Source organism: Actinoplanes campanulatus (genome assembly GCF_014647795.1).
Lineage (GTDB): Bacteria > Actinomycetota > Actinomycetes > Mycobacteriales > Micromonosporaceae > Actinoplanes > Actinoplanes campanulatus.
Window position 1 is genome coordinate 165,507 of the sequence record NZ_BMPW01000018.1, and the last position, 20,495, is coordinate 186,001.

At 71.7% G+C, this 20,495-nt stretch carries 18 protein-coding genes; 7 read left to right on the plus strand and 11 right to left on the minus strand.

Annotated features, from left to right (window positions below):
- The first annotated feature begins 63 nt into the window (after window positions 1-63).
- A complete protein-coding gene (locus IEZ13_RS31205) occupies window positions 64-489 on the plus strand; it encodes a rhodanese-like domain-containing protein (RefSeq protein ID WP_183224836.1) in 426 nt (141 codons plus the stop codon).
- Window positions 490-1,014: 525 nt separating this feature from the next.
- Here the strand turns inward: IEZ13_RS31205 and IEZ13_RS31210 are convergent.
- Window positions 1,015-2,292 (minus strand): D-arabinono-1,4-lactone oxidase, encoded by a 1,278-nt coding sequence (locus IEZ13_RS31210; RefSeq protein ID WP_183224835.1) that lies wholly within the window; start codon window positions 2,290-2,292, stop codon window positions 1,015-1,017.
- 328 nt (window positions 2,293-2,620) lie between these two features.
- Here IEZ13_RS31210 and IEZ13_RS31215 point away from each other — a divergent pair, with 328 nt between their 5' ends.
- Complete coding sequence (locus tag IEZ13_RS31215) at window positions 2,621-3,532, plus strand: MHYT domain-containing protein (RefSeq protein WP_183224834.1); 912 nt, start codon at window positions 2,621-2,623, stop codon at window positions 3,530-3,532.
- A 158-nt stretch (window positions 3,533-3,690) separates the two neighbouring features.
- Window positions 3,691-4,677 carry a 3-oxoacyl-ACP synthase III family protein gene (locus IEZ13_RS31220; RefSeq protein ID WP_229795274.1) on the plus strand — a complete coding sequence of 329 codons (987 nt, stop codon included), beginning with the start codon at window positions 3,691-3,693 and terminating at the stop codon, window positions 4,675-4,677.
- Between the two features lie 52 nt (window positions 4,678-4,729).
- Here IEZ13_RS31220 and IEZ13_RS31225 read toward each other — a convergent pair whose 3' ends face one another.
- The 5 genes from IEZ13_RS31225 to IEZ13_RS31245 form a co-directional block, all read right to left on the minus strand.
- A complete protein-coding gene (locus tag IEZ13_RS31225; protein WP_183224832.1) occupies window positions 4,730-5,080 on the minus strand; it encodes a PRC-barrel domain-containing protein in 351 nt (116 codons plus the stop codon).
- Window positions 5,081-5,673: 593 nt separating this feature from the next.
- Window positions 5,674-8,268, minus strand: coding sequence for a lipopolysaccharide biosynthesis protein (locus IEZ13_RS31230; RefSeq protein WP_183224831.1), 2,595 nt, complete (start codon window positions 8,266-8,268; stop codon window positions 5,674-5,676).
- Window positions 8,269-8,514: 246 nt separating this feature from the next.
- Window positions 8,515-9,660: a magnesium and cobalt transport protein CorA gene (locus IEZ13_RS31235; protein WP_183224829.1), complete on the minus strand. Its 1,146-nt coding sequence runs from the start codon at window positions 9,658-9,660 to the stop codon at window positions 8,515-8,517.
- A gap of 66 nt (window positions 9,661-9,726) precedes the next feature.
- Window positions 9,727-10,476 (minus strand): ABC transporter permease, encoded by a 750-nt coding sequence (locus IEZ13_RS31240; RefSeq protein WP_183224828.1) that lies wholly within the window; start codon window positions 10,474-10,476, stop codon window positions 9,727-9,729.
- Between the two features lie 2 nt (window positions 10,477-10,478).
- Window positions 10,479-11,411 carry an ABC transporter ATP-binding protein gene (locus tag IEZ13_RS31245; protein ID WP_183224827.1) on the minus strand — a complete coding sequence of 311 codons (933 nt, stop codon included), beginning with the start codon at window positions 11,409-11,411 and terminating at the stop codon, window positions 10,479-10,481.
- A 61-nt stretch (window positions 11,412-11,472) separates the two neighbouring features.
- Between IEZ13_RS31245 and IEZ13_RS31250 the strand changes: the two genes are divergently transcribed.
- Window positions 11,473-12,426 carry a helix-turn-helix transcriptional regulator gene (locus IEZ13_RS31250; RefSeq protein ID WP_183224825.1) on the plus strand — a complete coding sequence of 318 codons (954 nt, stop codon included), beginning with the start codon at window positions 11,473-11,475 and terminating at the stop codon, window positions 12,424-12,426.
- Between the two features lie 118 nt (window positions 12,427-12,544).
- Here the strand turns inward: IEZ13_RS31250 and IEZ13_RS31255 are convergent, their stop codons facing one another.
- Genes IEZ13_RS31255 through IEZ13_RS31270 form a run of 4 tightly spaced genes read right to left on the minus strand, consistent with a single transcriptional unit; the run spans window position 12,545 to window position 15,171 of the window.
- The gene (locus IEZ13_RS31255) at window positions 12,545-13,522 is read right to left on the minus strand and encodes a hypothetical protein (protein ID WP_183224824.1); all 978 of its coding nucleotides are present in this window, start codon (window positions 13,520-13,522) and stop codon (window positions 12,545-12,547) included.
- Window positions 13,519-14,070 (minus strand): RNA polymerase sigma factor, encoded by a 552-nt coding sequence (locus tag IEZ13_RS31260; protein WP_183224974.1) that lies wholly within the window; start codon window positions 14,068-14,070, stop codon window positions 13,519-13,521. Before IEZ13_RS31260 ends, IEZ13_RS31255 begins: the two co-directional genes overlap by 4 nt.
- Before the next feature lie 56 nt (window positions 14,071-14,126).
- Window positions 14,127-14,633: a GNAT family N-acetyltransferase gene (locus tag IEZ13_RS31265; protein WP_183224823.1), complete on the minus strand. Its 507-nt coding sequence runs from the start codon at window positions 14,631-14,633 to the stop codon at window positions 14,127-14,129.
- Window positions 14,626-15,171, minus strand: coding sequence for a GNAT family N-acetyltransferase (locus IEZ13_RS31270; RefSeq protein WP_183224821.1), 546 nt, complete (start codon window positions 15,169-15,171; stop codon window positions 14,626-14,628). The genes IEZ13_RS31265 and IEZ13_RS31270 overlap by 8 nt, the downstream gene beginning before the upstream one ends.
- A 25-nt stretch (window positions 15,172-15,196) precedes the next feature.
- On the opposite strand from IEZ13_RS31270, the gene IEZ13_RS31275 reads away from it, so the two are divergent.
- Window positions 15,197-16,600, plus strand: a complete 1,404-nt coding sequence (locus tag IEZ13_RS31275; protein ID WP_229795276.1) for a beta-N-acetylhexosaminidase — start codon at window positions 15,197-15,199, stop codon at window positions 16,598-16,600.
- Here the strand turns inward: IEZ13_RS31275 and IEZ13_RS31280 are convergent.
- Window positions 16,563-17,825 carry a cytochrome P450 gene (locus IEZ13_RS31280; protein WP_183224818.1) on the minus strand — a complete coding sequence of 421 codons (1,263 nt, stop codon included), beginning with the start codon at window positions 17,823-17,825 and terminating at the stop codon, window positions 16,563-16,565. The genes IEZ13_RS31275 and IEZ13_RS31280 overlap by 38 nt on opposite strands.
- A 91-nt stretch (window positions 17,826-17,916) precedes the next feature.
- Between IEZ13_RS31280 and IEZ13_RS31285 the strand changes: the two genes are divergently transcribed.
- Both IEZ13_RS31285 and IEZ13_RS31290 read left to right on the plus strand, forming a co-directional pair.
- The gene (locus tag IEZ13_RS31285) at window positions 17,917-19,863 is read left to right on the plus strand and encodes a M48 family metallopeptidase (RefSeq protein ID WP_221245961.1); all 1,947 of its coding nucleotides are present in this window, start codon (window positions 17,917-17,919) and stop codon (window positions 19,861-19,863) included.
- 150 nt (window positions 19,864-20,013) lie between these two features.
- A complete protein-coding gene (locus tag IEZ13_RS31290) occupies window positions 20,014-20,475 on the plus strand; it encodes a hypothetical protein (RefSeq protein ID WP_183224817.1) in 462 nt (153 codons plus the stop codon).
- Window positions 20,476-20,495: the final 20 nt, after the last annotated feature.

A 20,495-nucleotide genomic window follows, 5' to 3' on the forward strand; every position in this document is an offset into this window, starting at 1 on the left:
CTTAGCGGTCGGCGTCGTTCACGCCACTGTGCGGGTTGCCGCGCGGGCGGCACGATCAATGCCATGACCAGCGCGATCGAGCACTTCCAGAACCGGCTCCGCTTCGAGACCGACGTGAGCGACGTCCACCACGACCTGGAAGCCGGCACCCCCGGCCTCGTGGTGATCGACTCCCGCAGCACCGAGTCGTGGGACCAGGGCCACATCCCCGGCGCCGTCCACCTGCCGACCCGCCAGATCGCGGCCCGCGCCGCCGAACTCGTCCCGCCGGGCAGCGCGGTCGTCACCTACTGCTGGGGCCCGGGTTGCAACGGCGCGACCCGGGCGGCGCTGGAGTTCGCCAAGCTGGGCTACCCGGTCAAGGAGATGATCGGCGGCTACGAGTACTGGGTCCGCGAAGGCTTCCCCACCGACGGCCCGGCCGGCCGCTCCAGCCGCCCGGTCGACGACCTGACCGCCCCGGTCGGCGCCGCCTGTGGTTGCGCCTGACCCCAAGACCCCTTTCCGGTACGCCCGACGCCGTCCCCGTTCTTTCAGGACAGCCCCGCCCTGCCACGCGATCTCGCTGCCTCGCTGTCATCCGCCGCCGCGCTTGCGGCCGCGGGCGTTCACGTAGCGCCGTCCGTGTGCCCGGCCTCCGGCCATGACGCGGGCGGGCGACCACGGAGACCGTTACGTGTGCGCTGGTCGGCGCAAACGAGCCGGAGGGACGGACAGAGGACCGATTGACCAGCAGGGTCACAGGTGGACGCACACCGTCAGGCATCGAAGACCAGCGGGCGCACAAGATTCGGGTTGCAAGCGCGGGTGACCACACACGGAAGACGTCCCGTGTGCGATCGCCAAGGTCATATGCCAGGCGAACGCGCACGACACCGCGAATGTGTGCACCCACCCACCCTGCAACCACAGCCGACCGCCCACAACCGCGGGCGCTCGGCCCGAGAGCCGGCACGCCGCACGCCTGGGCGGCAGACCGCGACGGGTGTTGTGGCGGAGAGTGGGCGACCCTCGTCACCGGTCACCAGGCGTTTCGCCGCGGAGCGAAGCGGAGCAATCAAGCAAGGAGTCCAACCAGGCGTTGCGGAACATCCCCTGTGGATCGAAGCGGTGCGCCAGGGCGGCGAAGTCACCGAATCGGGGGTAGGCGCCGCGCACGTCGGACGGGGCGGTCGTGAAGATCTTGCCCCAGTGCGGCCGGGCGCCGTGCGGCGCCAGGGCCTTCTCCAGGTCGGCGACGACCGGGAGCACCGCGTCGGTGTCGGCGATCCAGGTGAAGTGCAGGGCCAGGCTGTCCTGTTCGTGGTTGGGGCTGAGCCAGAGGCCGTCGGCGGCGATCGTCCGGATCTCGCAGACCTGGAGGACGGCCGCGACCCGCTCCCGTAGTCCGGCCACCGCCGCGATCGCGGCCCGCCCGGCCGTGCGCGGCACGTGCCACTCGGACTGGAGTTCCTCGCCGCTGCTCGGGGTGAACTCCATCCGGAAGTGCGGCAGCCGTTCGTGCCACGGGCCGGGGACGCCGCCCTGCCCGGTGCAGTTCTCGGCCGGCATGCCGGGCACCGGGTGACGGGGGCCGTCCGCGGGGCGGGCGCCGAACAGGTCCCCGGTCAGCGGCGCGTCCCGCTTCAGCCACACCTGGTCGATGTCCGGGCCGGTCCAGCGGGTGAAGAGGCTGACGCTGTATCCGGCCGACAGAATCTCGTCGAGGTGCTCGTCCAGGGCGGCGGCGGGCAGGTTCTCGTAGACGTACTGCCGCAGCTCGAAGGCCGGCACGACGTCGAGGGTGAGCGCGGTGACCACGCCGAGCGCGCCGAGGCCGACCACGGCGCCGGCGAGGTCCGGGTGGTCGCGGTCCAGGACGGCTGTCGAGCCGTCGGCGCGGAGGATCTCCAGGCCGGAGACCGCGGTCGCCAGGTTGCCGTGGCGCACGCCCGAGCCGTGGGTCGCGGTGGCCACCGCGCCGGCCACCGAGATGTGCGGCAGCGACGCCATGTTGTGCAGGGCCAGGCCCTCGGCGGCGAGGCGGGCGGCCAGTTCGCCGTACCGGATTCCGCCGTCGATCCGCACGCTCCGTCGATCCGGCGCGATCTCGACGGTGCGCGGGAGACCGGCCAGCGAGACGAGATCCCCGTCGGTGTCGGCGAGCCGGTTGAACGAGTGACCGCTGCCGAGGACCCGCAGCCGGTCGGCCCCGGCGAGCACCGCACGCAGCTCGGCCACCGATTCCGGACGGTGCAGCCGCCGCGCCCCGAAGGTGATGTTGCCGGCCCAGTTCGTCAGACGCTCCCGCATCAGCACACCCTATGTCGCCCCGGCCGGGGGACACGGTGTGTGATCAACGAGACTTCGGGCACCCGCACCGGGGTCGCCGTGCGGCGCTGTCATAATTTCATACCTGTTACGGAAAGTTATATAGGCATCTTTGTGTCTGTGTGGTCACTGTCAGGTGCATCTGTGCCGATATGGCCTGAACAAGGCCACTCAATATTCAGTAGATCCAAATCGAGACGCGCTGCTCGTTCTCTCGTAACGCAACCTGCGTCACAATCAGTCACGCCCATGGCGGGGGTGAGGGCAGGATTCAGCCCGGCGGAATCGCGAACGAGAGGAACGGCGCGAGATGGCGCAGATCCATCACTTCGAGTACGGGGCCATAACCCCCACGGTCAGCTACATCCTCTCCGTGCTCGGGTCACTACTGGGGCTCACCAGCGCGGTGCGCCTGCGATCGGCGCGCAGCGGCGGCGAACGGTTCTGGTGGCTGACCCTGGCGGCGGTGGCCATCGGCGCCACCGGCATCTGGAGCATGCACTTCGTGGCGATGCTCGGCTTCGACGTGGACGGCACGCCGATCCGGTACGACATCGGCCTCACCGTGGCGAGCGCGGTCATCGCCCTCGCGTCGGTCGGCGTCGGCCTGGCGATCGCTCTGCTCGGCAAAACGGCCCCGCGGCTCCGGATCCTGATCGGTGGCGTGCTCGCCGGCCTGGGCGTCGGCGCGATGCACTACACCGGCATGGCCGCCATGCGGCTGCGCGGCGAGATCCACTACTCCGGCCGTGAGGTGATCGCCTCGATCGCCATCGCCGTGGTCGCCGCGACCGTCGCGCTCTGGCTCACCCTGATCGTCAGCAAGCCGATCGCCATCTTCGGCTCGGCCCTGGTGATGGGTGTCGCGGTCAACGGCATGCACTTCACCGGCATGCTCGCCATGTCCGTGACGCCGGAGGGCGAGGCGTTCGGCTCGGTCGAGGGCGCCACCGCCACCAACCTGCTCGTCCCGGTCGGCGCGGCGGTCGTCTTCGCGATCGTCGGCATGGGCTACGCCCTGGTCTCCGCGCCCACCGAGGAGGACCGGGATGCCGCCGAGTACCTGCGCCAGCGGATCGAGAACCGTGCCGCGGCCCCGGCCGCCCCGGCCCAGCCTCAGTTCGGCGGGCAGCCCGCCGGCCAGCAGCCGCCGAACCGTTCCACCGGCCGCGGCACCCTCGGTGACGCCTCGTGGACCTACCGGGACCGTGGCCGCCAGTAGCCCGACTCGCGGCCGATGACCCTCTGACGGACTGTCCGGCATTTATCAGCCGAACCGTCAACTGTTCGATCCGCATGTTCCCGCCCTGCATGGATAGGGTTTGCGGGGCGGGACGTGAAACGTGAAAAGCAATGAACGGCAAGACCTGGGGGATAGGCGTGGCAGTAGGGATTCTCGGAACCGGCTCCTATCTACCGACACGGGTCGTCACCAATGTGGACCTGCTGGCCCTGGTGCCGGACGCGGATCCGGAGTGGGTGTCCCGGAAGACCATGATCGAGGCGCGCCGATTCGCCGCTCCCGATGAGGCGGCCTCCGACCTCGCGGCGAACGCGGCCCGGGCGGCCCTCGAGCGGGCCGGTGTCACGGCGGCCGAAATCGACTACATCGTCCTGTCCACTTCGACCGGTGACTCGCCCCAGCCGCCGACGTCCAATCTGGTGCAGAACGCGATCGGCGCCTCCCGTGCCGCGTGCATGGACGTCAACGCCGTCTGTGCGGGCTTCGTCTTCGCCCTCGGTGTGGCCAACGGCCTGATCGCCACCAACCCCGACGCGCTGGTCCTGGTCATCGCGTCGGACATCTACTCGCGCATCCTCGACTTCGGTGACCGGCGGACCGCCGTGCTCTTCGGGGACGGCGCCGGCGCCGCGGTGGTCGGCCGGGTCGCCGACGGTTACGGCATCGTCGACCTCGATCTCGCCTCGCGCGGCGACGCCAACGACCTGATCTACGTCAAGGGCGGTGGCAGCCGCCTGCCAGCCTCGCCGCAGACGGTCGCCGACGGCGACCACTACTTCCGGATGAACGGCCGGGGTGTCCGTGACTTCGTCGCCACCGCCGTGCCGCCCGCGCTCGACGCGCTGCTGCGCCGCAACGAGCTCAAGGCCGAGGACGTCGACCACTTCGTCCCGCACCAGGCCAACGGCATGATGCTCCAGGAGCTGGTCGAGTCGGCCGGCTTCCAGAACGCGCACACCCACCTCACCCTGCCCTGGTACGGCAACGTGGGCAGCGCCTCGCTCCCGGTCACCCTCGACGACGCCGCCCGCAACGGGTCGCTGCGCGACGGCGAGGTGGTTCTTCTCGCCGGATTCGGTGGCGGCATGTCGATGGGCGCGTGTCTTCTGCGCTGGGGGCGCTGAGACCTCTGATCTCCATCCCGGCCGGGTCCGCACGCGCGGGCCCGGCCGGGAGTCATTTCGGCTGGATCAGCCAGTCCCACGCCCGGCGTAGCCCGGTGGCGTGGCTCTCGGCCAGGTCGGCCGGCGCGTCGGCGCTCGGCTCGGCGAGGCGGACGGCCGGTTCGGTCACGATCACGGCGCGCTCGAAGAGCCCGTCCACCTGGTCGCCGCCGGCGAAACGCGGGCCGACCGGGGTCGCGATCAGCAGGCCGTGGAAGACGTCCTCGCGCTCGTCGGCGAGCACGTGCTCGATCGTGCCGACCGGGTCCCCGGACCGGTCGTAGACCGGCATCCCATCGGTGAGCACCAGGTATGAGACCGGTGCACCGAGGTCTTCGGGCACGGTCTCGCTGTTCTGCGTCATGCCGGTCGGGTTACCCCTCAACACAGCGATTCAGCCCCGGAAGGCCAACATCATCTTTTCGGTCGAGCGGCCTCTAAACATTTTGTACCGTTTTCGGTGTCTAGCGGCGAAACGCACGTGAAACCGCACGGTTCGCCGTGAATTCCCATACTGTCCGTTTTGCCAGTGAAGCGTCTCGTACGACGAGTACGGGAAAGGCGCGCACCGCGGTGCTCTCGCCGGCGGTGCTGCGATACAACCTGGCCGGGTGGCCACGACGGTCCGGGCGGTCCCGGACACGGTCACCCGGGCGGGCTGGGCCAGGACGGCCCCGGCGGTCCGGGGAACGGAGGCTCAGACGAAGACCCGAAGGGGTCCGGGTAGGGGCGGGCCCTGGTCATCACACCCCCGGTGGTGACCAGGGCAGCCCCTGAGCGGCGAACGGCAGGGTCCGGGCGGGCGGAATGGCCCGCGCCACCGACCGAACAGATACGCGATGCCCGGCCGGACGGAATCCGGCCGGGCATCGCATTTGCGCACGGCGTACGAAATGGTGGTTCGAAAAGTGGGCGCCCGGCCGATCCGGGGGGCACACCGGCCGGGCGCCCTGCTCATCAGCGGTTCGCCATGATGAGCCCCGCCGGGTCGCTGCAGACCAGGTAGAGGGCCCGGTCGATGACCGCCGGGTCGTAGGTGGTGCCATGGAACGTCGCCTCCAGGTGCAGGACGCCGTTCATCTCGCTGGTGGTCAGGGTGATGCCCTCAGGGCCGTTGAGCGTGGGCACGCTCTGGTTTACCCGGCCCGCCGGGTCGACGGCCCACGGCAGGTCACCGAGCATGTCGTGCCGGCCCTGGTTGCTGAACGTCAGCCGCGGCTGCGGCTCGACCGCCACCTCGGCCGGGTACGGGTCCGGCATGCCGGGCGCACCGGTCAGCATGATCTTGCCCTCGCGCAGCAGCATCATGGTCAGGATCCGGCCGGTGGCCAGCTCCGCCTTCAGCGTCGTGTGGATCGCCATCGGGTCGGTGAGGCTGGCCGGCGTCAGGAACGGGCCCATGCAGAAGTTGCTGTCGATGCTGACGCCCTTGTCCACGTACCGGCGGGCGTCGGCGAGGAACGTGCCGCCCCGCAGGTCCGGCTTGAGGCCCAGCTCGATCAGCGCCGCGGTGAACGCCGCGAACGTGATCGCCGAGGTGGTGACGCCGGGAGCGTGCTGGTCACGCCAGGTCCGCATCTGGCCGAGCACCTGGGCCGAGCGCGCGGTCCGCACGGTGAGGGCGGCCTGCCACGGACGGGTCGGGCCCTCCTCGATGTGCGGCGGGCGGGCGAAGCTCAGGCCCTCCTTCCAGCGGCCCGGCTTCAGGCCGAACTGCTTCCACCAGGCCTTCGGCAGCGCCGTCTTGTGCCGCTTCGACGGCGCGATCCGGGCCGCCCGCTGCTCGTACGCCGCCTGGACGATCTCGTGGACCAGCGTGTTGACCGGGCCGGCGTCGCCGTACGCGTGCGACACCTTCAGCGCGAAGTAGCCGCCGCCGACGAGGATCCGCACCGGGTGGTGGGCCCGCTGCTCGGACTGGAGCCGGCGGGTCATGTCGTCGAAGTCCACCGGGCCGGGGCCGAGGTCGGTCACCGCGTCCTCGACGTACCTGGCGAACGAGGCGCCGTCCATGTGCTGCCAGTTGGCGCCGGAACGGTCCAGCCGGGAGACGGCCCGGTGCGTCGGATCGGCGGTGTGCAGGCCGATCAGCGCGTCGCGCACCCGCTCGGCGTCGACCCCGGTGAGCGGGCCGACGGTGCGGATGTACTCCAGCGGCAGCCATGCGCGCTCGCGCAGGGTGAGGCTGGTGGTGGACATGACGTTAACTCCCTCTGCTACCGCGGACATGTCGACGACCGGGGCGAAGACGACCTTCAGCACGGTCGGGGCGACCAGTACCGTCTCGATCGCCATCACGATCGCCACGGCGGTGACCAGATCGTTCAGGTCACCGTGGGTGCCGGCCCACCAGGCGGCTAGCAACTCGGCCACGCCGGCGAAGACCGAGAAGATCCCCGCGCCGCGCAGCTTGCCCTGCACGCGGGAGATGGCCAGGAAGAAGTGGTGGAAGACGAACGGGACGTAGGTCAGGGTCAGGATGGCCAGGGTGTCGCCGGCGGTCCTCGCGTACTCCGCGCCGAACAGCCCCATGATCGTGTCGGACAGGAACAGCACCACGAGCGACGCCGGGAACCCGGCGCCCAGGCAGATCAGCAGGCCCACCCGGACCTTGCCGCGCAGCGCGCTCTTGTCGCCGGCGGTCACCGCGAACAGCGTGAGCGCCACGTTGCCCGGCACCATGGCCATGAAGGACAGCACCATGAACGCGGTGTAGAAGGCCGCGTTCGCCTCCGCGGACAGGGTCGCCGTGACGATCAGCGGCAGCGCGGCCCGGGGCAGGTAGGTGGCCAGGTTGAGCAGGTTGTGGTCGAAGGTCGCCCGGCCGCGCCCGCGCATCAGCGACGGCCGCGGGTGCAGCGAGTCGATCATGCCGCGCCGGTTCAGCACCCGGAACAGGATGGCGGTCGACGCCACGATGCCGGCGACCCAGGTGAGCAGCAGCACGGTGCCGGTCAGAGCCAGCCCGGGGATCACCGCGACCACGCCGAGCAGCACCAGCTTGAGCAGTGAGAACCAGGCGTTGCGCATCAGCTGGAGCGGGCCCTGCAACAGGCCGACCATGGCCTCGTCGAGGACGAGCGTCATGGCGTTCAGCGCGATGCCGACGACCAGCAGGAAGGAGCCGACGGTGCCGCCCAGCGCCTCCTGGAGGCTGGGGATCCACAGGGTGGCCACCAGCACGTAGAGCAGGCCGCCGACGGTCGCCGCCGAGCCGGCGGTGAGCAGGCAGGTCGAGATCAGGTCCCACTTGCCGCGGGCGATGGTGGGCAGTTCGGAGATGAGCATGGTGCCCATGCCGAACATGCCGATGGTGCCGATCAGCGTCATCGCCGAGACCGCGGCGGAGGCCTGGCCGACCGCCGCCTGCGGGGCCACGTGAGCCGCCACCCACCAGTAGGCGAAGCCGAACACCGAGGTGATGAGCGTGGTCGCCATGAGCGAGCCGGCGTTCAGGAACAGGTCGACGTGACCCTTGAGCGCCGCGAAGATGCCGCCCCTGCCCGTCGCCTCCGGCCCGGTGTGCTGCGGTGCGGCGTCGGTTGCCGTCACTCTGATATCCCCCCAAAGATCGACGCAGTCAGAAAACTAGTAACTCGCCGTATTTGTGGGCTAGGGCGGGACGCCCGAGCTTCGGCGACCGTCCGGTGTGGTAACCGGCCGTATCGGTGGTTGACAGGACCCTTTAGGTGGAATGACCACACCATATTGGGGGTCTTCACCGCGTGAATCAGCGCCGAATCAGACCGCGCGGCAGACTGTGATTTTCATCTCTGTAACTCTGAGTAACTGCGCAGATCACAGCCAACCGGACTTCTTGAGGCGGTGGTAGACGCCCCCGCCGATCAGCAGCATGGCCGCGATCGAGACGTAGAAGCCGTACGCCGCCCCGGTGCCCGGCATGACGTCGAAGTTCATCCCGAAGACGCCGGCGATCACGGTCGGCACCGCGGCGATCGCGGCCCACGCGGCGATCTTGCGCATGTCGTGGTTCTGGTCGACCGACACCTGGGCCAGCCTTGCCTGGAGGATCGAGTTCACCAGGTCGTCGAAGCCGCCGACCCGGTCCGCGGCCCGCGCCAGCCGCCCCCGCACGTCCTCCAGGTAGGGCCGCAGCCCGGCCGGCAGAACGCGCGAGTCGAGCAGCCGGGTCAGCGGCTCGGCCAGCGGCAGCACCGCCCGCTTGAATTCCACCATCTCCCGTTTCAGCTGGTAGATGTGGGCGAACTCGCCGGTGCGCTCGGACGCGAAGGTCTCCTCCTCGATGCGTTCCAGATCCCGTTCGACGTGCTCGGCCACGTCCAGGTAGCTGTCCACCATCCGGCTGCCCACCGCGTACGCCACCGACCACGGGCCCTGCCGCAGCACCTCGGGGCGGGCTTCCAGCTCCTTGCGCACCGCCCAGAGCGGGCCCACCGGGCCGTGCCGCACCGTGATCGCGAACCACGGGCCGATCAGGACGGTGACGTCCCCGGTCTCCACCACCTCGGACGTGGCGGTGAGGCGGTCGTGCTCGACGTACCGCGCGGTGCGCAGCACCAGCCGGGTCACGTCGCCCAGGGTCTGCACGCCGGGCCGGTGCCCGCCCGCGACGGCCTGCTCGACCAGCAGCTCGTGCAGCCCGAACACCTCGGCCACCGGTCGCATCGTGGCCAGGTCCGGTTCGTGCAGGCCGAGCCAGAGGAAGGTGCCACGGCGGCGCCGGGCCTGCCGGGCCGCCTCCGGATAGGAGACCGGCGCCGAACCGCCGCGCCGCAGGCCGTTCGCGTAGAGCGCGCAGTCCACCACCGCGTCCGGGTTGCCGCCGCGGGGGACCGGGCCGGACACCGGAACCGGCCGGGTGATGCCGCTCAGCAGCCGGCCGATCGCGTGCGGCAGGTCACCGAGGCGGGGCGGGCGCACCAGGCGCCGTCGTTCGGCTGAGTCGTCACTCCGACCGAGCATCGGCCCGCCACCTTCCCGCACGCATTCGGTTGCGAGGGAAAGGTAGCGGGCCGGGGGAAGCACGGCTCAGTCGGAGCGCCGCATGGCACGGACCCCGGCGGCCAGGCCGAGCAGCCCGACCAGTACGGCCGCGACCAGTCCCTCGAGCGTGCCGCGGGCCAGCACCTCGCCGTTGAACAGCGCCCGTTCGGCGTCCACCACGTACGTCATGGGATTGATCCTGGAAAGCGCCTGGAGCCAGCCCGGCCCGTTCTCGATCGGGAGCAGCACGCCGGCCAGCAGGAGCAGCGGGAACAGCAGGGTCTGCTGGACCGTCCAGAACATCCACTCCTTGTTCTTGGAGGCCAGCGCCAGCGTGTACGACAGCGCGCCCAGCCCGATGCAGAACCCGGCCAGGATGACCAGCCCGAGCAGCGCCCCGGCGAGGTGCAGCTCGAAGCCGAACGGGATGCAGACGGCCACGATGAGGGCGGCCTGCGCGATCATCGGCACGATCTCCTTCAGCGCCCGCCCGATCAGCAGCGCGGGCCGCCGCAGCGGGGTGACCAGCATCCGCTCGTGCGAGCCGGTCTGCATCTCGTAGAGCAGGTTGGAGCCGGTCATCGACGAGCCGAAGAGGCAGGACATCACGATGATCCCGGGCACGAACCACTGCAACGGGGAGCCGCCGTCCGGTGAATCGGGCAGCAGCGGCGCGAACAGGCCCAGGAAGAACAGCGGCTGGATCATCGAGAAGATCACGGTGAACGGGTCGCGGAGGACCGGCCGCAGCTCCCGGCTGAAGACCACCCGGGTGTCGGTGACGAGCGATGTCATGATCAGGCCTCCACGAGTTCGGATTCCGGCGCGCTGGCGTCCTCGCGCAGGCTGCGACCGGTCAGGGTGAGGAAGACGTCGTCCAGGGTCGGGCGGACGACCTCGATCGAGTCCGGCCCGAGGGCGGCCAGGCGGGCGGCGAGCCGGGGTCCGTCGTCGCTGGTGATCCGCACCTGGGCGCCGCGCTGTTCGCCACCGGAGGCGCGCGCCGCCTCGGCCGCCCCGTCGGGGCCGGCGAAGCCCAGGATCACCCGGTCGCCGACGTGCTTCGCCTTGAGCTGCCGGGGCGTGTCGTCGGCGATGATCCGGCCGTGGTCGATCACGATCACCCGCTCCGCCATCGAGTCGGCCTCGTCGAGGTAGTGCGTGGTGAGCACGATGGTGGTCCCGTGCTCGGCGCGCAGCCGCAGGATGTGCTCCTGGAGGTTGGCCCGGTTCTGCGGGTCCAGCCCGGTCGACGGTTCGTCGAGGAAGAGCAGCTCGGGCGCGTGGATGAGGCCCATCGCGATGTCCAGCCGGCGCCGCTGGCCGCCGGAGAGGGTGGAGACGGTCCGGTTCGCCACCTCGGCGAGGCCGAGCGACTCGATCAGCTCGTCGGCGCGGGTCCGGGCGGCGCGGACTCCCATGCCGTACGCCCGGCCCTGGCTGATCAGCTCGTCCCGGCCGCGCTGGCTGTGCCCGGCGCCGTTGCCCTGGCCGATGTAGCCGATCCGGAGCCGCACCTCACGCTGGTGGCGGACCACGTCGAAGCCGGCGACCTCGGCGCTGCCGCTGGTCGGGGGGATGAGGGTGGTCAGCATCCGCAGGGTGGTCGACTTGCCGGCCCCGTTCGGCCCGAGTATCGCGACCAGCTCGCCCCGCGCCACCGTCAGATTGATGCCGTCGACCGCGCGGACGTCCTTGAAGTGCTTCGTCAGCTCTCGCGTCTCGATCATTCCTCCACGGTAGGGTTCGTTGCGGCCACTTTCTGACCGCAATCCGATGGAGTCTGGTGCCATGGCGAATACGAGTGCACGGATGCTGCGGCTCCTGTCGCTGTTGCAGACACATCGCTACTGGCCCGGCTCGGAACTCGCCGAGCGGCTCGAGGTCAGCGCCCGCACGCTGCGCCGGGACGTCGACCGGCTGCGCGAGCTGGGCTATCCGGTGGACGCCTCGCGCGGGGTGGCCGGGGGCTACCAGTTGCAGGCCGGCGCGGCCATGCCGCCGCTGCTGCTCGACGACGAGGAGGCGGTCGCCATCGCGGTCGGGCTGCGCAGCGCCGCCGCCGGCTCGGTTGCCGGTTTCGAGGAGACCTCGGTCCGCGCGCTCGCCAAGGTGATCCAGCTGCTCCCGCCCCGGCTCAGGCGCCGGATCGACGCCCTCCAGGCGGTCACCGCGCCGGGCGTGTTCGGTGGCGGTCCGGTCCTCGACGCCTTCACCCTGACCACGTGCGCGATGGCCTGCCGGGGTGAGGAGCGGCTGCGGTTCGACTACACCCCGCGGCAGGGCGAGACCGCCCGCCGCCACGTCGAGCCGCACCGTCTCGTCTCGCTGGGCCGGCGGTGGTATCTGATCGCCTGGGACCTGGACCGTGGCGACTGGCGCAGTTTCCGCCTGGACCGGCTGACCGCCCCGCAGCCGACCGGCGCCCGGTTCCGTCCCCGCGAGCTGCCCGGCGGCGACCCGGTGCGGTGGCTGCGCTCCCGGATGCGGACCATCCCGAACCGGTACGCGGTGTCGGTCGTGGTGCGGACCGACGTGGCCACGATCCGCGGTTTCGTCGGCAACTGGGGCGAGGTGGAAGAACTGCCGGAGGGTGGCTGCCGGTTGCGGATGAACATCGACGACCTGGGCTGGCCGGTCATGGTGCTCGGGGTGCTGAACGCGCCCTTCACTGTGGAATCCCCGGACGAGCTGCGGGAACAGGTGCGCCGGGCGGGCGAGACGCTGCTGCGCGGCGCGGCCTAGGCGACTTTGGACGGACCGGCGCCCCCGTGGCGCCGGTCCGCAATGAAGAAAATACCGACGGGGTACGACAAGATCCCGTCACGTTTAACCATGCGCTTATATAAATCTCGATGAAAATCTAACCGGCGCGGCGGACCGACTCGGCGATCTCGAGCGCCTGCTTCGCGGTGAACGACCGGGGCGTCTGGATCCGGACGATCGAGCGGTCCGCGAGCCGCGCCTGCACCATCCAGAACTCCTCGGCCTGGAAGAGGTCGGCGGGCCGGCCCTGGACCGTCACCCTCGTCTGATTCTGGAGGCCCTGCACCTCCTCGTCCCGGAAGATCAGCCCTGACGCCGGCGTCCACTGCACGTGGAAGTCGATCTCCGGACGGGCCGGATCGCGGTACATCAGGATGCTCTCGTCCTTGAAGGCGGCCAGCTCCCAGCCGTCCGGGATGAGTCCCACGGTGACCTCGAAACGCAGCCGCTGCGGCTTGTCCTCGACCCTTTGGGCCAGCTCGATCAGCGCCTCGTCGGTGCCGTACCGGCCCTGACCGGTCAGGCGCAGCCACTCGCCGGGCCGGTGCTCCCAGACCAGGACCCGCGGCAGACCGTTGCCGTCGATCGACGACCCGGTGGGCTCGATGACCCGCCCCGGGCGGTCGCCCACCTCGACGTCGTGCTCGCCGATCCCCAGGAACCTCTTGTCGAAGTCCTTCTCGGTGCCGGTCAGGTAGACGTCGCTGCCGTCGTCGGCCAGGTAGACCGCGATCACCGGGTCGCCGGGGTTGGCGGTGAAGCTCGCCTCGCCGAGACCGGGCAGCGTGTACGGGAACTCCGGGACGCGCGCCGCCACCAGCCGGATCGGCCCGGCCGCGGTCGTCGTCGCCGTGGGGGCCGGGTCCGGTGGGTATCCCAGGCGGGGCAGTGTGACCCCGGCGACCGCCACGGCCATCGCCAGACCGAGCCCGGCCAGCGCCACGCGCCGGGAGAGAAAGCGGCGAGGCTGGGGAGAGTTCTCGGCGAGCAGCCGGGCGCGGGCCGCGTTCAGCACGGCGTCCGAGGGCGGGGCGGCGTCCGGGCCGTACGCGTCGAGCAGTTCGATGTCGTTCACTTGTCCACCTCCAGAGGCGCGAGGACGGCACGGGTCACCTTGCGGGCCCGGTTGATGCGGGAGCGGACGGTGCCGACCGGGATGTCCAGGGCGGCCGCGATCTCGGCGTACGAGAGCTGGGCATAGGCGAGCAGCAACAGCGCGTCGCGGTCCCGGGCCTTGAGTCTCGCCAGGGCCGCGGCGAGGTCGGCGCGCAGCGCCACGGCGTCCACCCGGTCGTCGGCGGAGTCGTCGGTGTGCGGGCGCGGCTGCTCCCCGGCGGCCCGGGCCAGCGCCCGGTAGTGCCGTTCCTCCTGCCGGACGTGCCGGTGCAGCACGTTGGTGGCGATGCCGAAGAGCCAGGCGCGAACCTCCAGCCCGACCGGCTGGTAGGACTCGCGCCGGCGGAAGGCGATCAGGAACGTCTCGGCGAGCAGGTCGTCCGCGGGCGCCCCGATCCGGCGGGCGAGATAGCGGTGGATCGCCACCGCGTGCCGGTCGAAGAGCGGCGCGAACTGTTCCGGCTCCCGCACCGATTCCCGGATCAGCACGTCGTCGGTGATGTCCATCAGGTCGTTCACAACCAGTTGATGCCCGCAGCGCGGGATCGGGTTCACGGAATCTGTCAGATACCCCGGGAGAAGCGCCAGGACCAGGCGTTGTCGGCCTCGGTCGAGCCGTAGGTGCGGCGCCGCTCCACCGGACGGAAGCCGCGCGCCTCGTAGAACGGGATGCCGAGCTCGTTGCCCTCCAGCGCGGCCACCCACATCTCGGTGGCGCCCAGCTCCCGGATCTGGTCGGTGATCCGGTCCAGCAGCAGCGTGCCGAGGCCGCGACCGCGCTCGTCCGGGTCCAGGTAGAGCACGAACAGCTCGCCCACGCCCGGCGCGGTGAGCCCGCCGCCGGCCGCGCCGACCACCCGGCCGTGCTCCTCGGCCACCTGGTAGCCGAGCCAGCCCGGGGGAGTCGCCGTGATCTCGCTGGTCACCCGTTCGGCGTTGTAGAACTCGGTGAGCATCCGCTCGATGAACTCCGGTGACAGCAGGTCCGGATAGGTGGTCCGGTAGCCCCGCGTACAGATGTCGCGGATCGCCGCCACGTCGGAGCCGGTCGCCGCCCGCACCTCAGCCATGGACGGAGGATAGGCCTCGCTGCCGGATGTGGTCGTCGTGCCACTCGGAGCCGACCAGGAACCGTTTCACCCCGACCACCTCGAAGCCGTGCTTGGCGTAGAACCGGGCGGCCCGCTCGTTCTGCTGGTTGACGCCGAGCCAGCAGGTCGCCGCGCCGGTCTTCGCCGCGGCCTCCAGGGTGCCGGTCATCAGCTCGGCCGCCGCGCCGCCGCCGTGCCGCTCCGGCGCCAGGTAGAACTTGCTCAGCTCGATGCTGGTCGCCGCGTCCACCACGACCGCCACGTCCGGGTCGCTGATCGGGCCCCGGACCAGCATCGAATAGCCCACCGGGTGATCGTCGACGGACACCAGCAGCAGGATCCGCCCCGGGTCGGCGAGGTAGCGGGCGAAGCTCTCCACCGACAGATGGGCGGCGACGAACGCGTCGATGTCGGCCTGCGTCGTCCCGGGCGGACAGGCCAGGCCGAACGTGCGGGCGGCCAGGTCGTGCAGCGACTTCTCGTCACCCTTGGTGGCGAAGCGTGTGGTGATCGTCATGGAGAAACTGTTTACAATCTTCAGAGTGAGCGAGCGGACGGTGCAACTCGGCGATGTTATCCCTCGGCCGGCCTCGGTGCGGCCCGTCACGGACGCGACGTTTCCGATCGTTTCCGGTACGGCCGTCAGCGCGCCGCCGGACCTGGAGCGGGTCGCCGCGCACCTGGGCCTGCCCCGGGCCGCCGACGGCGCGATCCGCCTGACCCTGGACCGGGAGCTGCCCGCCGAGGGCTACCGGCTGGAGATCACCGCGGACGGCGTGACCCTCGCCGGCGGCGCCCCGGCGGGCGTCTTCTGGGGCGTCCAGACGCTGCGCCAGCTCGGCCCGGTGCTGCCCGGCGGCGTCATCGAGGACCACCCCCGGTACCCCTACCGGGGCGTCATGCTCGACCTGGCCCGGCACTTCTTCACCCCGGACGAGGTGAAGGCGCACATCGACCTGCTGGTCCAGTTCAAGATCAATCACCTGCACCTGCACCTCACCGACGACCAGGGCTGGCGGCTGGAGATCCCCGGCTGGCCCCGGCTCACCGAGGTCGGCGGCGGCCCGGGCACCGGCGTGGACGGGGCCGGGCCGGGCTTCCTGACCTGCGCCGAGTACGCCGACCTGGTCGCGTACGCCGCCGACCGGTTCGTCACCGTGGTGCCGGAGATCGACATGCCCGGCCACGTGAACGCGGTGCAGGTCGCCTACCCCGAGCTCACCGCCGACGGGCAGCCGGTCGCGCCGCGCACCGACGCCGAGGTGGGCTACAGCTCGCTGGTGGCCGGCAAGGAGGAGACGTACGCCTTCGTCGAGGCCGTCCTGAAGACGGTCGCCGACCTGACCCCCGGCCCCTACCTGCACATCGGCGGCGACGAGTGCATGGCCACGCCGCCGGGCGACTACCGCGCCTTCCTGGAGCGGGTGCTGCCGATCCCGGCCGCCCACGGCAAGAGCGTGATCGGCTGGCACGAGATCGCCGCCGTCGACCTGCCGGAGAACGCGATCGTGCAGTTCTGGCGGATCGAGGAGTCCGACGAGGCGGTGGCCCGGGCCGCGGCGTCCGGCCGGCGCGTCATCGTCTCCCCGGCCGACCGCACCTACCTTGACATGAAGTACGACGCCGGCAGCCCGCTCGGGCTGGACTGGGCCGGGCACCTGACGGTCGAGCGGGCGTACGACTGGGATCCGGCCGAGCGGCTGCCCGGCGTCGGCGAGGAGGCGATCCTCGGCGTCGAGGCGCCGCTCTGGTCGGAGACCCTGCGCAGCGTCGACGACGTGCGCTACCTGACCTTCCCCCGGCTGCCCGCGGTGGCCGAGGTGGCGTGGTCACCGCGCGGAGGCCGGGACTGGGCGTCGTTCCGGGAGCGGCTGGCCGCCTTCGGGCCGCGCTGGACCGCCGCCGGGATCAACTTCCATCGAGCGCCCGAGATCGACTGGCACTGACCTCGCGGATCACCGCGTGCTCCGGGACGACCACCTGGATCCGGTCCCGGGGCAGCGCCGGGATCCGGGACAGGTCGATCGCGGTGTCCTGCGGCGGCAGATAGTGGTCCAGCGCCGCGAGCCGCCGGACCAGGGTGCCGAGCACGGCGACGGTGATCCTCTCGCCCGGGCAGCGGTGCCCGGTCCGGGGATCCCCGCCGCCCTGCGGGATGAGATCGAAGTCGCCGATCTCCCGGCCCAGGAACCGTGCCGGCGAGAACGCGTACGGCTCCGGCCACAGCTCCGGGTCGTGGTTCTGCCCGTAGACGTCGAGCAGCACCAGCGTCCCGGTCGGGATCGGCTCGCCCTGGAAGAAGGCGTCCCGGACGGCCCGGCCCCCGAGGAACGGGGCGAACGGGTAGAACCGCCGCACCTCGTGCACGAACGCCTCGGTGTAGTCGTCGTCGCCGGAGCGGATCCGGGCCTGATGACGCGGCCACATGTCCATGGCGTGCGCGGCGAACGCCAGGTACCAGGCCACCGCGATCGCCGGGCGGATGATGTTCAGCAGCTCGACGGCGGCCACCCGCGGGTCCAGCCGGGCGCCGTCCTCGGTGTGGTGCGCCACGGCGGACAGGACGGTGCCCGAGCGCGGCTTCGCCCGTACCGCTGAAATGATCTTGGAAAATCGCCTCTCCTCCCGGCGGCGTGCCGCGAGGGCCCGCGCGGTGCGCGGCCCGACCGCCGCGAACCCGTCGACCATCGCAGCGCAATGCCTGGCCAGGGCGTTCACCTCACGCTCCCGCAGGGGTACGCCCACCCAGCGCGACACCGCGGAGGCGAGGATCCGGGTCGCCTCGTCGAAGAGCCGCACCGGCGGACCGCCCCGCCACCGCTCGGCGGCCGAGTCGAACGCCTCCCCGGCCAGCTCGGCCAGCCGGTCGGCGCCGTCGTCCGTCAGCAGCGACGTGAACAGCGCCTTCCGGTGCCGGTGCGCCGTCCCGTCCAGGTTCTGCACCCCGCCGTCGCCGAAGAGGGTGCGCACCACGAGATCCGGCAGCGCCGAGTGCCGCTCCAGGTTGCCGGTGCCGTAGAAGAACTGCGCCGCGGACGGGCCGCAGATGCCGACAGCCAGCCGGCCCAGCACCCGGGTCCGCACCGCGCCGCCACCCGCCCGGCGGCGCAGATCGGGCAGCCACGCGTACCCCTTCAGGGCGACGGCCAGTGTCTGATCGAGGTCAGCCATACCGCTCCGTATAACCAGCAGTCCGGACACGAAACGGTTACGTACGGTTTTGGCCCTACGCTGGGTGGCCGGTCTGGGGGAGGAGTACGGCTTGAGTAGGAATGCACCACCGGTGGCGACGCGGTCGGCCATCGCGCTGGCCGGGTTTCCGGTCGTCGCCGGGCTCCAGCTCGCCGCCGTGCTGCTGCTCCTCTGGGCGGTCCTGTCGGTGCTGCCCAGCGCCGTCGCGCTGCGGGCCGGGGTGCCGCTGAGCATCGCCACCGTCGGCGCCCTGGGATACGAGACCTGGCGGGCCCTGCACACCCGTCGGCGCACCCCGGCCGGGGTGGCGGTCACCCGCCGGCAGGCCCCGAAGCTGTGGGAGCTGATCGACGGCGCCGCCGCGGCCGCCGGGGTCCGCCCGCCGGACGGGGTCACCGTGGTCGCCGACGCCACCGCGGCCCTCGGCGAGCGCACCCGGGTGCTCGGCCTGATCGGTGGGCGACGCGACCTCTACCTGGGCCTGCCGCTGCTCCAGGCGCTCCCGCCGGCCCGGCTCCGGGCGGTGGTCGCGCACGAGCTGGCGCACGGCTCGCCGAAACTCGGCCGGTGGGCGCCGCTCGCCTACCGCGGCCGGGTCGCGGTCGGCCGGATGGCGCCGCGGCTCTCCCGGCGCAATCCGGCCGGGGCGGTGCTCCGCGCGTACGCGAGGTTCTATCGCCGGATGGACGCCCCGTTCAGCCGCGCCCAGGAACTGGCCGCCGACCGGATCGCGGCCGACCACGCCGGGGTGGCCGACGCCGTGGCCGCGCTGCGGGACCTGCCCGCGCTGGCCGGCATGCAGCGCCTGTTCCACGCCGAATACGTGGGGCCCGGCTGGCAGGCCGGTTACGTGCCGGACGACGTGTTCGGCGGGCTGTTGCGGGTGCTGGCCGCCCGGTCGGTGGAGATGAGCATGCTGCGGGCCGCCGAGCCGGCGCCGAGTGGTCCGTGGGACACCCACCCGCCGCTGGCCGAGCGGGTGGCGGCCCTGACCCCGGAGCCCTCCCCAGCCGCTTCCGATACCGCGCCCCCTTCTGATGCCGCGTCCGCGCCCGAGGAGTCGCCCGCAGAGGAGACCGTGTCCGAGGAGAAACCCGCGGAACCGGACGAGGAGCTCGTCCCTGATCTGCCCGCGCTCGGGCGGGCGCTCCAGGCGGTGGCCTTCCCGCCGCGCGGGCGCACCGTGGTGAGCTGGGACGAATGCCTCAGCTTCGCCCGTACCATGGAGATGGAACGGGAAGCGGAAGCCGCCCTCGCGGCGATCTCGCGCGCCTCGGACGCGGCCGTTCCGGACGCCGCGCATCTGCTCACCCTGGTCGCCGACGGCCGGCTGCGTGCCGCGGCCGGCGCGGTCTTCCCGGACACGTCACCGGAGGAGATCACCGCGCGGATCGTCGACCTGCTCGGGCTCATGCTGGCCCTCGCCGCACTGCGCGGCGGCGTGGCCCGCTGGCGGCACAGCTGGACCGGAGCGGCCGAGGTGGTCGCCGTCGACGGCGCCAACCTGAACCTCGCCGAACTCGCCGCCGCGGCCGCCGACCCGGAGACCGCCGAGGCGGTCCGGACCTATCTGACCGAGAACGGCTTCGACCTGGCCGCGCGGGCGGACCAGCGCGCCGCGGCCCGCGCCCGGGTGCTCGGCGGGCTGGTCAACCTGTCCGCGGACGGCACGCGTACCGATCTGCTGATCACCGACCTGGGCCTGCTGCTGGTGCCGGGCCTGCCGCGGGGCCGGGGCGTCGAGGCGAAACGCCGGCTGACCCGGATCGCGGCCGACGGTGTCCCGGCCGGCACCGAGCCGCCCGCCGAGCCCGATTCCGATCAGGAGGTACGCCGGTTCGTGCCGTTCGCCGATGTCGCCGGGGTGACCGTCCTACCCGGACGGCGAAAGGGCTGGGTCCTCGGTCTGCGGGACGGCGGCAACCTGTCCCTGCGCCCCGCCCTCGACGCCGATGAGCTGCCCGGAGGCTGGGCGGCCTGGGACGAGGCCGTGACCTTCCTGGCCGGAACCCGCTGACCCGAGTCGCCTGTCCGACGATTCCGCAACCGTTACGTCACTTTGGGTCACAATAACTCCAGCGATTGTTTGCTTCGCCGGCGTCCGAATTGGGTAGCAGGTCCCGGAGCGGGGCGCGACGATCGTCTCGGACGCGGGGGAGGGGCCGTCATGGAGCGAGGTCCGTTGGCGCTCTTCGGGGCGATCGTGTCGGTCGGCTTGGGTCCCGCCCTGTGGCTGGGCGCGCAGCTCGGCGCGGTGAACCTGGCGCCCAGCCAGCGGCCGGCCCCGGTGAACGAGCAGTTCCCCGGTGTCGACATGGACTTCGGCGGCGCCGGCGCGGGTGATCCGGCCGTCGATCCGATGTCCACCTACCCGTTCACGCCGTACCACCCGCCCACGTCGACGGCGCCCGCGAAGCGGAAGCAGGCCGCCCCGGCGAGCCCCGCGACGGTCGAACCGGTGCAGCCGTCCCCGCCGCCGGCCTCCCCGTCGTCCGCTCCGCCGTCCTCGCCGTCGACCGCACCGGCCGGGCCGTCGCCCAGCACCGCGCCGGTGTCGCCGTCGCCTTCCCCGTCGCCCGAATGCTCCGAGCCGGAGGCCGGCGTCGATCCCGATCCGTCGGCACGTTGAGGGGGAGCCGCGAACGGCTC